The 11774-nt window shown below is 37.9% G+C and carries 13 protein-coding genes; 2 read left to right on the plus strand and 11 right to left on the minus strand.

Going from position 1 to position 11774, the window contains the following annotated elements:
• Positions 1-9: 9 nt before the first annotated feature.
• The 11 genes from ACFINF_RS06505 to ACFINF_RS06555 form a co-directional block, all read right to left on the minus strand.
• On the minus strand, positions 10-225 hold the full coding sequence (locus ACFINF_RS06505) for an antitoxin VbhA family protein (protein WP_375620165.1): 216 nt from the start codon (positions 223-225) through the stop codon (positions 10-12).
• A gap of 65 nt (positions 226-290) precedes the next feature.
• Positions 291-1361 carry a P-type DNA transfer ATPase VirB11 gene (virB11, locus tag ACFINF_RS06510; protein WP_375620166.1) on the minus strand — a complete coding sequence of 357 codons (1071 nt, stop codon included), beginning with the start codon at positions 1359-1361 and terminating at the stop codon, positions 291-293.
• Positions 1358-2518 carry a type IV secretion system protein VirB10 gene (virB10, locus tag ACFINF_RS06515; RefSeq protein WP_375620167.1) on the minus strand — a complete coding sequence of 387 codons (1161 nt, stop codon included), beginning with the start codon at positions 2516-2518 and terminating at the stop codon, positions 1358-1360. Before virB10 ends, virB11 begins: the two co-directional genes overlap by 4 nt.
• Complete coding sequence (gene virB9, locus ACFINF_RS06520; protein ID WP_375620168.1) at positions 2511-3377, minus strand: P-type conjugative transfer protein VirB9; 867 nt, start codon at positions 3375-3377, stop codon at positions 2511-2513. Before virB9 ends, virB10 begins: the two co-directional genes overlap by 8 nt.
• Entirely contained in the window at positions 3374-4078 is a 705-nt protein-coding gene (locus ACFINF_RS06525) for a virB8 family protein (protein ID WP_375620169.1), read from the minus strand. Before ACFINF_RS06525 ends, virB9 begins: the two co-directional genes overlap by 4 nt.
• Positions 4032-4334: a type IV secretion system protein VirB7 gene (locus ACFINF_RS06530; RefSeq protein ID WP_375620170.1), complete on the minus strand. Its 303-nt coding sequence runs from the start codon at positions 4332-4334 to the stop codon at positions 4032-4034. Before ACFINF_RS06530 ends, ACFINF_RS06525 begins: the two co-directional genes overlap by 47 nt.
• Positions 4335-4544: 210 nt before the next feature.
• Positions 4545-5531 carry a type IV secretion system protein gene (locus tag ACFINF_RS06535; protein ID WP_375620171.1) on the minus strand — a complete coding sequence of 329 codons (987 nt, stop codon included), beginning with the start codon at positions 5529-5531 and terminating at the stop codon, positions 4545-4547.
• A complete protein-coding gene (locus ACFINF_RS06540; RefSeq protein WP_375620172.1) occupies positions 5518-6039 on the minus strand; it encodes a type IV secretion system protein VirB5 in 522 nt (173 codons plus the stop codon). Before ACFINF_RS06540 ends, ACFINF_RS06535 begins: the two co-directional genes overlap by 14 nt.
• Positions 6036-8390: a VirB4 family type IV secretion/conjugal transfer ATPase gene (locus ACFINF_RS06545; protein WP_375620179.1), complete on the minus strand. Its 2355-nt coding sequence runs from the start codon at positions 8388-8390 to the stop codon at positions 6036-6038. The genes ACFINF_RS06540 and ACFINF_RS06545 overlap by 4 nt, the downstream gene beginning before the upstream one ends.
• Before the next feature lie 22 nt (positions 8391-8412).
• Positions 8413-8721 carry a type IV secretion system protein VirB3 gene (locus ACFINF_RS06550; RefSeq protein ID WP_375620173.1) on the minus strand — a complete coding sequence of 103 codons (309 nt, stop codon included), beginning with the start codon at positions 8719-8721 and terminating at the stop codon, positions 8413-8415.
• Positions 8722-9039 carry a TrbC/VirB2 family protein gene (locus ACFINF_RS06555; protein ID WP_375620174.1) on the minus strand — a complete coding sequence of 106 codons (318 nt, stop codon included), beginning with the start codon at positions 9037-9039 and terminating at the stop codon, positions 8722-8724.
• A 399-nt stretch (positions 9040-9438) separates the two neighbouring features.
• On the opposite strand from ACFINF_RS06555, the gene ACFINF_RS06560 reads away from it, so the two are divergent.
• Positions 9439-10164: a hypothetical protein gene (locus ACFINF_RS06560; protein WP_375620175.1), complete on the plus strand. Its 726-nt coding sequence runs from the start codon at positions 9439-9441 to the stop codon at positions 10162-10164.
• A 1036-nt stretch (positions 10165-11200) separates the two neighbouring features.
• On the plus strand, positions 11201-11437 hold the full coding sequence (locus ACFINF_RS06565) for an EexN family lipoprotein (RefSeq protein WP_375620176.1): 237 nt from the start codon (positions 11201-11203) through the stop codon (positions 11435-11437).
• Positions 11438-11774 lie beyond the last annotated feature (337 nt).

Here is an 11774-nt window from a genome sequence, read left to right on the forward strand (position 1 = left end):
GTAGCTTCCTTATAATGTTACGTTGTCCATGAGAGTATTAAATTCCTCGAGTGAAATATTTCCCCTTGCATATTCTTCTAAAATTTTTAGCGTTTTGGAATGTAGCGCTATTCCCTCTATTGCATGGGTGCTGATGGCTGCTTCAACCGCTTCACGGCGTTGTTTTAATTCTTCCACTGTCATCGATAAAAGATTTTCGCTGTTTTCTGTTGCTTTGGTTTTCATGCATTTTTCCTTTTATGTGCAATCGTCGCTTTAAAAGAGCCTTTAGCAGCCGATGAGATCTTCTTTTAGTCTCCTCCAAAGATGTTTCGTTGTTTGAAGGGATCATAATAAATTTCTGTGACCTTAAATTTTCCTTCAACCCGTTTGCATTGGATGATGATATCAATCATTGAAATCAACAGTCCTCGAATATCATCACGCTCTAAATCACCTCCCCCGTCACTTTCTTTGACCAAAAGGGTCATTTGCTCAAAGGCAGCAAGGGCTGTTGAGGCATGAACCGTTGTAATGGAACCTGGATGACCTGAATTGACATTGCGGATATAATAAAAGGCTGTCCCATCTCGAAGTTCTTGCAAAAGAATACGATCAGGACGCATCCGTAAAGATGATTCAAGCAATTCTTTGGGTCCAACAGAGGCTAAGCCTTGTCCATCTTTTGAATAGAACATCGAGACATGATTAGGGTGCGGTATCACCAATTCTTGTGTATCTTCAATGGTGATAATACGCTCTTCTTGAGGGATTTTGGCGATTAATGCTTTTGATAATGTTGTTTTACCTGAACCAGTTTTTCCTGCAATTAAAATATTTTTCTGGCATTTTACAGCTTGATTTAAAAAGGAGACAAAGTCTTTATTGCAGTAGGCATGAGCTAAGTTATGCTCGATGATTTTGAGTTCGTTAAAACGAGAAAGATAATCATTCAATGGCGTGAAAGATATCTGTTCACAGAGCGAAAAAAGACCTTTATTCGCTAGCTCCTCGAGAGAAAAACTCTTCGATGATGGTTTGCGAATTGTCATACTAATCGTGTTTTTTTCGACAGCTGGCGGAATAACAACTTGAATGCGCTCATTACCTGGCAGAGTAGCCGATAATATTGGATTCTTGGCTGATATGTTTTGCTTGGAATAGGACGCGACAACTTTCGCAATCCCCATAAGCTCATTAAAAGAGAGAGCCGGTGCCTCTATTGTTTTCCATCCATCAATACCTTCCGTCATTACTTGATAGGGACGATTGATAACAATTTCAAAAAGACTTTCATCTTTCAAAAAAACACGGATGGGTTCAAGTTTTGTGAGAACAATCGCGATGGTTTCATCGCTCATGGTATGTAAGTTTGAGTTCATTTTAAAGGTATCGCAGAATTTTTATAAAAGTTTCTTGAAATCGCCCGATTGACAATTTGTTTTTTATTTTCAATCACTTTCAATTTATAAACGCTGGAAAAATCTAAATCGCGAGCAACAAAGATATTCACCATTTCCCCTTGGTTTTTGGATAATGTTGGAGGAATATTAGCGTAATTTTCGACGACAATATTTGCAATATTTTGTCCTGAAGAGAGTGTTTCAGTTTCTTCTTTTTCTTGTTTTTTTGCTAAACGTTTATTGGCATAGTTTGTCACATCTTTTATCAGGGAGACAAGAAGCGCAGATCCAATCCTCTCTAACCAATGGTTATCAATATCTCCATCTATACCAGAACGCCCTAAACTGTCTGTTGCAGGTGAAGCTAAGGATATAATGATACCATTAGGGGTTTTTGCTCTATTCCATAGCACAAAGAGACGTGTTTGGCCTTTTTTCAATCCGGCGCGATATTCGCCAACAATTTGGGTACCTTTATCGAGAAGGACAACACGACCATTGTCTGATAAGATATCTCTGGAGACAATACAACTGGCAAAACCTTGTTGATCACTGTTGATGGCTGTTTCTAAAATACAAGGGATAGAAGTTCCCATCGCGATGATGTAGTTTCGATTGCCAAGGGTTGAAGCACGAATACCTTCAAGCACTGTGGGTTTGAGAAGATGATTAAAACGTTGTGTCGTTTCATCAGGTTTACTTTCAAGTTGGTGAGGCAAAACACCATTATTTGTTTGTGAATCTATTTTGCTTTGTTGTGGATTTGCATAAGCTAATACAGGAGCACGTTGTGCTGCTTCCAGAAGTGAGTCATCAGAATTTAATTGATTGATGTTTGGTATTGGTAGCTCGACTTTTGGCAATAGAGCGTTATTTCGTCGAGGCTGTTCAAGGGGGTAAGGGGTAGGCTTTGCAGGGCGAAAAAGCTCTGTTTGTTTTATAACTTTTCCTTCTTTTGAAGATTCAATTGGTTGTTTTTTTTCTGTAACAAGTGTTGAATAGGCTAAGTAAAGACAGACACTGAAAAGAACAATAAGAGTAATAGCTTTCCCTATATTGTTCTGTTGACTTTTTCCTTGAGCATTTTTAATTGTATCGCGATCATTAATGCTTTTTTCATCCACGGTGTTATTCATGGCTGCTTCCTAGGTTCACTTTACGTTGTACAGATGGTGATGTCGTACCTGTTTCGGGGTTAATTCCTTCTGGTACGAACCTTTTATTAAAGATGCACAATACTTCATTCCCACGCCGTAGCGTGAATTGTGCAGCTGTTGCATGAACAATAACCTTGTTGCCTTTAATCGATTTGGGAATAAGCGCTTCTTGCCCATCAGGCGATACAATGTAAATGGCAGGGATTTCAATGTTGCCTAAAAAGGTAAAGGTTGTTGTTTTCCCATTATCATAGACAGAAGCAGGTTCAATGAGGGATGAGCCTTGGGCTTCATAAGCCCAATTACGTGGTCCAAAATCTTCATGGATATTTAAAACATCATTGACAAAGTTTTCTTCACGTTGTTTTGCTTTTTCTGCTTCGGCTAATTTCTTACGCAAGGCTTCATCTTCTGGATAACGAAACTTTACCAAGAAATACGTCTCATTACCGGCTGAAACATCCCCTTCACGGATTTGCAGCTCGAATTGATAAGATCGTTGTATTCCATCTTGGCGGCTTGTGACAATTTGTAAATTGGTCACAGGTTGGACTTCACGCGGTTTGAGAAAAACAAAGTGACCAGCCGGTGCAACTTGCCAAGCAACAGAATTTCCAATTCCTACATAGGTTACTTCTTCATCATCGGCAAATTCCAGCTGAACTGAAGAGCGAATGGAGCCAATGATTTGTACAACATTGTAGGGGTCATAATTGACAAATCTGATGCGGTTATCTTTACGTGCACTGACAGGCGCTGTTTCTGCAAGTGAGAAGACTGTGTGAAAGCTGAGAGTGATCGTAAAAATTAAAAAGATTGTTTTTAAAAGTCTGATCATTTTATCACCTCTGGATCAGATCTATATTCTGATACTTGAAAACCAAGAGGGTTGATGAGACGATCAGACGTTGAAATGTGTGCGTTCACGTAGGAAAAATTTAAGATTGAAATCCAATGGGAAACATTTTCTTTTTCATTAAAGTCTCTGACCGTTTTATAGTAACGAACTTGGATAAGATCTTTGCTTATAAAAGAGATTGATTTGATTGTGACGGTAGCAATCATGTTATGATAAATATTTTGCGGACTTTCTGGATTATTGCCCGCGTACCATTTTGCAAAACGGTTTTGTTCTTTTGAAGAAGATAAAAGAGAAACTAAACGAAAATTGTTTTCTGCTTCTGATGCTTGAAAACCTTCACGGGCACGAACATATTGGCTGGCAAAATAACGCGTTATCGCTTCATCATAGTCGTTAGGGGATTCTTTGAGGGCGCTTACAGTATCAATAATGCCTGTTGAGTTATCAACGCGGATAACAAAAGGCTCTACCGTTTTTAAAGGCGTCAAAGCTGCGACAGCTAAAGCCAGTGCAATCGTCATCAATCCAAAAAGCACTGTTAAAGCCATGGAAATTTTCATTCGAACGCGCATGCTATGCATGCGATCAATGTCAAATGAGCGCGCTTCTTTTATATATTCTTCAAGGGCATCACTTTTCACGCGTAACCTCCACAGTTTTATCAGATCGTGCTTCATGAATAACCGGCTTTAATAAGGCTGAATTGACTGTTGCTTTTTCACTTTCCAAAGTATTGAGAATGATGGGAGTGGTAACAGGCTTTAGGCTCTTTTCTGGGTAGACAACGTTTTGATTGTCCCAATTCCACTTATCTTTATTTAAAGCACGTGTATGTTTGCCATTACAGCGTGGTGGTTTTTTGGGGCCACTCAAAGAGGCGCAACCAGTAAGAGCTATTGTTAGGACCATAACAAAAGTTATTTTTCGTTTCATTTTTTGAACTCACAAATATCTTGGAATACAATGCATGAGAGCCTTTATTCTGGACACTTTTACAAGTCTATGTGATGCAAGAATTTGATTGGTTTTGTTGTAAGACCCAAGATGTTAGGTCTTATCTGGAACAGGATCATGGCGCGTGCGCCAAAGGGTGCACGCAAGGCAAAAACAAAAATTCTTACTCTTTTAAAGAGGTGCTTTATCTTAAAACCGACCACGACCACCTCCAGATCTTCCTGCTTTTGCTGCCGCGCTTGCCACACCTTTAGTAGCGTTACCGGCAGCACCTGAGATTTGTAAAGCGGCATTTTTTACTGCATTAGCACTTGTTCTTGCACCATTGGCAAGCATTGTGAAAACCTGTGTTCCTGAAGAGACACCTGTGTTAAAGTATGGTCCGCCAGAGGCCAGCGCTGTTGCAATACCGGGAAGTGCACGGAAGATAATAACCCCTATGAGCGAAATGACGATGACAGGGGGAAAAAGAACATAGATTGATTCATATGAAGTTTTGAGAACCTGTAGGATAACTTGACATATAATTGTTCCAAGCATGATCACGAGAACCTGTAAAATGGTAAAATTAACCAAAGTTGTAATCCATGCATCGGTGTATTTTCGCGTTGCATTGAACAAATACAAACTAATGAATAGAGGTCCAAGACCTATAATTAGTACGAGTGCAACTTGTGCAAACATTTGGACAATAAAGCCACCTATACAAAAAAGAATAACGGCTAAAAGCATGATAGAACCAAGAAGCCCCACAACGATCTTTTCAAAAAACCAAGCATTGTATAAAACTTCTTGATAGCGAGCATTTGCCTTTAACAAAATATAATCAAAAACATTGGAGCTTGCAGGATTGCTGTTAAGCGCATTTCCAATAGCGTTGGATAAATCATTGAAGAAAATATCCTTGACATAAGTATTAAATGTATCTGCATTCGTTGCCATTGTTGTCACAACAACGATTTTAACAACGTTATTGAGAAGACTATGCATGGAAAGCGCAACGCGACCTGTCATAACATTATAGCCATAAAGAAAGATAAAAATGATTGCGGCGAGATTTAAGGGCGCTGAAATAGCAGAAGATAACCCACTCACCGTTGAGTCCATCACATTATCGAGGGGGGATAAAATATACCCAGAAATGCTTTCAAATGGAGAAAAACTAAAGTCTGACATTTGTATTCATACTTTCAAGTTTTTCTTTTAATTGTTTTTCTTTTTCTTTTAATTGCGCCTCAAGATATTTATGCTTTTGTTGTTCCTTTTCTTCACGCATTTCGTCTTTTGTTTTCGTATCTCTTGCTTGAATCATATCAAGAGACTGAAGTTTTAAAGAAGCCACTTGAAGATCGGCTTGAAGAAGAGAAAGTTTTACTTGAAGCTCTTGTTGAAGAGCTTGAAGCTTCTGCAATTCTTCAAGGCTAGGTTTTTTTACAGCTTCTGTTGTTGTTGTATCTGTTTGTGACTTAAGTTGTTCAAGTTGATGACTTATTGCTTTAATTTTTTTTGCAGTTTCAGTTGCAGTTTTATATATGCTTTCAGCTGTTTCTGATTTTGCAGCATCTAATTTTTGTGTGTTCTCGAGTGCTTGTTTATAATATTCATCTGCATCGGGTGTCGTTTGTGATATTGCATGAGAAATAAAAGAAAAAGATAACAGTGTAACTAAGCCATATTTTTTCATTGATTTTTTCTCCTTTGATAAAATATGGGCAGCCATTTGTCAGGGGCAGCTCCATATTCGTTGATAATTTCATTCATGAGTTCAATGTTTTTTGTTGTGCCGCTTAAAACGGCGATCTCATCATTCATTCCACGTAAGTTAAGTTCTGCAACGACGGAACTTTGTCCTTGTTTGACGAGAAAACGGCGAGATTCTCTGCTTAATTCTGATTGTATCAGTTCAAATTCACGCTCAGTAAGTTTGAAAGCTTCGACATAATCATTGTAATTTGCTTTTTGATTTGGAAAAAATATTTGGGTGGGGCATTGCTCAATAATTGTGTGCGCGATTGTTGAGTTCAAAGCATCTTTAGGGCTTTGTGTTGCAAAGAGCATCATGCCATTTTGTTTACGGATTGTTTTTAGCCGATCTTGCGCAAAAGCTTTGAATGAATCATCTTCTAAAGCTTTCCAGAATTCATCAACGACAATAATGATGCGCCGCCCATCAATCAAATCAAGAATGCGGTGAAAGAGATACATCATTAAGGGGCGTCGAATTTCTTCATTGTCTAAGAAATCGGTCATGTCATATCCAATGAACTGTGCATTTAAATTGAGATCATCTTGATCATTATCAAAAACCCACCCTAAATCATTGCCTCTAATCCAGCGTTGTAGTCGTATTGCAATACCTTCTTTTGATGTGTTGTCAAAAAACAGTTGAAGTGCACCAAGAGAGCGTTGTGTTGGGGGTAAGTTTTCCAAAGAATCGATGGCTTTGGCGATATCTTGTCGCTCTTCTTCTGTTACGATTTGCCCTTCAGCGGTCACCAACTTTAAGATCCAATTACGAAGAAAGATTTTATTTTTTTCAGTGTATTCCATGCCCTTTAATGGAGAAATCCCTGTGGGCTGCCCATTTTTTAGAGGTTTATATTTCCCTCCTCCAGCTCGTACAAAAATCTCTGCTCCTTGATCTTTGTCAAAAAAAACCATTGTTGGATTGTGTTTTTGTAATTGTGCAAGAAGAAAATTAACAATCACTGTTTTACCAGATCCCGATGGACCACAAACAAACGTGTTTCCAAGATCGCCATAATGAAAATTAAAATAGTAAGGTGAACCAGCCTGTGTTTTTAGCAATGCGACAGCAGCTCCCCAAACATTATCGTTCAGTTTGCCAACAGGGAAAGAATGGAAGGGTGATAAAGCGGCAAAGTTTCTGCTGGTAATGGCACCTGAACGCGCACGATAGCTAAAGTTTCCAGGAAGCTGTGCCCACCATGCTGCTTCCAATCCTAAATCTTCTCTGGCAATTACGGCTCCCCCATTGGTTAAATGGGCTCGCGCTTTTGATAAGTTTTCAGTCAATATTTTGGGATGATCAGCAAAAACAGCTAAAGAAATGTGATGCTCGCCCAAAACAAAACGATTTGATTCTAAATCATCTAGCGCTTCATCGAGTGCATCAATTTGTGAACTAGCACGGTCAGCTGCATTGATCATTTGATTTTGCTTGCGGCTCATAATCGCACTGGCGGCCGCCTTACTTTTAAAGACAAAGGATTGTGTTAAAATGAATTCAAATGGTACCGTAAGCAAACCATCGGTCATACCAGGGCGTGTTTTAGAAGGGTATTCTTTCCATCCAAACATGCCAACAAAGCGTTCATTACTTTCATGGCGAATTTCGATAATTTCTTTGCCAAAAATAACACGATCCGAGTAAATCGTTGAAGCTATAGTTCCAAATGTGAGAGGAATACGCTCACGTCTTCCCCCTACCAGCTGGTGGAGAAATTCACTTTGTTCAGAAAATAAAATACCTTCATGTTCATAGATTGATAGCAGACGGACTTCATACTCTTCTAAACCTTGCATAAGGTCTTGACTTAACTCTTCGAGTTTACGAATAGCTTCTTCATCGGGTTCAGATTGTGTTTTCTTCGCTTTACTCAAGCGCTGAAAAAATGAAACCAGTTGTTCTGTTTTATCTACTGCGGGATTCCAAAGCAGTGAAATAAACAGATCATTTCTATACAGTTCTTGCGAAACCATTTTCTTTTTATATTTTTCATCTAATGCTGTTGCAAAAGATGAAAGAAAATGACCTTCTGGGTAGATCGTTTCACGGCGGCGGATGATGTGAGAATATAAAGCAACCCGTTCATCTGCGATATTTTTTAAAAGGGTGTTTAATTGGTTGTGTAAAGAATTTAATTGATCAATATCCGCAGTGTCAAAATTTACGCCCTCAACAGCCATCACAACCATTAAACAGCGTGAATTTAAAGCAACGACATGTTGGTTGATATAGCGTATATAGGGAATATATTCTTCAGGCAAAGTTTCCCGTTTCATTATTGACATCTGTTTCACCGGCTTGGCTCCTTCAGCGTAGTTCCTTATAAGTGCGGATAAGACTCAAGGGGGAGGTAGAACCTCCTCCCCATCGGTTGAGGTTTTTTTGTTTTCCTCGGGTATTGAGCCAAGCAAATAATACGCGAAATTGGTTGTGATCATGCTTTGTCACTTCACGCAAAATAAAGTGCATCCCAATACCAAAACCAATCACGGTAAAACCACTCGTCAAAATAAAAAGAACGGATGTAGCCATGACATTGAGCGCCATCGCTTCCATTGTGACACCGGCAAACATCGCTGGTCGTGTACAGGCAAGGAAAAGAGTATCTTCGTTCATTTATGCCGTGCTCGCTAATTTACTTACAAGAGTAGGGGCACCGAAAACAATAGCAATACCAAGAACACAGTAAGCTGCTTTGCGTAAATCAATAAAGCCGTACATCCAGCCAATACCTACAGCAGCAACACATATAATTGCAATAAGCTTTGCCGTTGGACCCGTCATCATTGTGACAATGTTACCTAAAACACCATCAAGATTTCCCAGACCACCTCCACTATCAGCAGCAGCATAAGAAAGATCCGATACAAAAACTGCCGTAAAAAGCAGCATGGTCACGATAAAAATGATGTTTAGTAATCTATTATCTGTCATTTTACCTCTCTTTAACAAATAATATTTGTTCATATGTCGACATTCCATTGCCTCTAACAAACTGGAGAGTGCTGTCATTTGATGACATCTTAATTCTCCTCGTTTTTTTTGTTTTAAAAGCCTTGGTAGTGGATCTGTTCACTCTCAAGCTCTTCTTCGTAAAGAGACAGAAGTCTTTTCAAATTGAGATTGTGTTACATGAAAATGGCAATTTTAAGTTGTACTTATTTGTAAAGACAACAATATTAAAACAATGAAAGAAGGAATATTATTCTTTACAAAGTGTAGTTAATATGAAACATAGATATTTGAATTTTTTCTTTAAAAACAAGGGGATTGCTGATAAATAATGTGAAAGGATAGAAAAATAATGAATTTTTTGAGCGCGCGTGTTAGGAAATGCTATTTAAATTGATTGTTATTATTTACATTATGGGTTCCATAGTGTGGGGATTAAGCCAGTATAAAGATAAAATAGATTTCAGTATTCTTAAAACATTTGAGATGCAAGATATACAAGATATTCTCAATTTTTATCGAGAAGAAAAAAAGTTGGTTAAATCTATCACCAAACAGCAATTAGAAAAAAATGAACCAGTTCTCGATTTGCAGAAGAGTGTTTCATCAAACGATGTTGCAAATAATGCTGTTGTTTTTCATGGTAAGGCCTCTGTTACAAGTGGGGTTACATTTAAATTACTGACGCCTGCTGCACAATCTTGGCGCTCATATATCACCCGTGATATTCATCTTTATGGTGTAGACACGTGCGCACCACGCCAAAAAGCACGATTAAATGATCAAGAATGGCCCTGTGGTGCGGTTACAACGGCTTGGCTTGTCACCAAAACACTTGGGCAGGATTTATCCTGTAAACAGGCTTTGATGCACAATGGTGTTTATTATGCGCAATGTTTTGTTCAAGGGGTTGATTTAGCTGAGGCAGGTCTTACAGAAGGTATGTTGGTACTCTCAAAAGAGGGAAAAGATCCTATTCCAGCCCAGTATCATCATGCGGAAGACAAAGCACGTGGCAACAAGATTGGTCTTTGGTCAAGTGATTTCACTGAACCTTTAAAATGGCGACGAGATAATGGATCCTACAACCCCTTTGCTAGTCCATGATTGGTTTTAACGGACATATTTGCTAAAATCTTTATAGAGAAAGCTTTATCAATAAAATTGTACCAAATCATAGGGCAAATTTGAATAAATGGTGAGATTATTTTTGTTTATGAAGTAAATGGATGATACTTCTCTTTTCAAGGTAGGTTTGCTCTCAAAAGCGCTCTTCTATTTTTACTTATGTGTTTTATAAAAGCAGGAAAATTTCATTGTTGGTGGCAAAGCATTTTTGAGTATTTGTGTTTGAAGGAGAAAATGAGACGATAAAAAAACGCTCAAGAAACGGATTTCTAGAGCGGAGTTGATAAAAGTAAAAAATAAACAGACCTCCAAATGGTGTAACGTTTGATATAACGGATAGAATATTTCACAATGTCTTAAAAAAATTTATAGCAAAAGTTTTTTTCATCAGAATTTTGTCTTCAGGATTGGATCACATTTTTTACTTCTTTAAAAGTGGTCAATCGGTTTCATTCCTTGAAAAGCTTTCATAATTATCTGCTTCTAAATTCAGACTTCTAAAAGATGGATTTCAAACAGACTCTACACAAAGAAATCTTCGTAAAAATGATTTGCATTGTTGATTGTTTTCTATATAGCACAAGACGTTTTTATTTAAGCATTCGATGGGGGAAACAATAATCAACATACAAATAGGTGAAAAGAGCTCATACTTTTTTGTAATGGCTTTGTAGTCTATTGATCGTGATACTTAAGTATTATAATGCTCATAGGCTTTCTATAGGGCGAGGGGCGCGGTTCCTATCGCAATGTCACTATTGAAATCAGTTGGACAAAAACATTAGTGCGCCTTCTAATTTCGTCATTTTACTCAGTTTGGGCTTTTTTCTTCTCATTATATTTTATGACAAACTCATACGATGGCTGTCGTGAGCTCTTCTTTACGTTATTTTACTCAGAGTGTCCACTTTGAAAGCAAGCAAGTGATAGTAAGGCTGTATTCTCGTACAGTATGAAAATTTAAAATCCATTTGGGGGATGATGTTAACAGATAAGGTATTTAAAGAGGGGTAAAATGAAAAAAATTATTTTATTATGCATGGCTCTATTATTCGCTGTGGGGTGTGAAAAAACTTATAGCATAGAGGATTTTAAGAAAGATGCAAAATTAAGGGAAGAATGGGGAAAGAAGTGTTTTCTTTCAGGACAAGCTGTTAAGGAATCTAAAAATTGTCAAAATGTTTTACAAGCAGATACTGAAATGTTTTTCTCGCCAAAGCTTAATTCTACAGATCGTGGTCATTCATTTTAACGGTTATGCATCTCAACAGTAAAGTGTGATATAAAAATTTTAAAATAAAGAAGTTATGGTTCAACGAATAGTTGCTTCTTTAATTTTTATAGCGGAAAATTTATCATTTTTCATCTTTCAGATGAGCTCCCCAAATCATATTTGCAATCCTATTGTTTGTTTCATCTTTGTTAGATTGAAGATTATGATCATGAGAAAACAGGATAGCATTGTCTTATAGAAACATCTCTTAAGGCACCCAATCCTATTTCATGGTGGTGTCCGTGAATGGTATAACGGTAAAGCCCCTATGAAGTATACAATTTACAGAGCACCACTATCTTTACGCTTCATAAAG

This window comes from Bartonella sp. TS25HLJMH, assembly GCF_042193505.1.
Classification (GTDB): domain Bacteria; phylum Pseudomonadota; class Alphaproteobacteria; order Rhizobiales; family Rhizobiaceae; genus Bartonella; species Bartonella grahamii.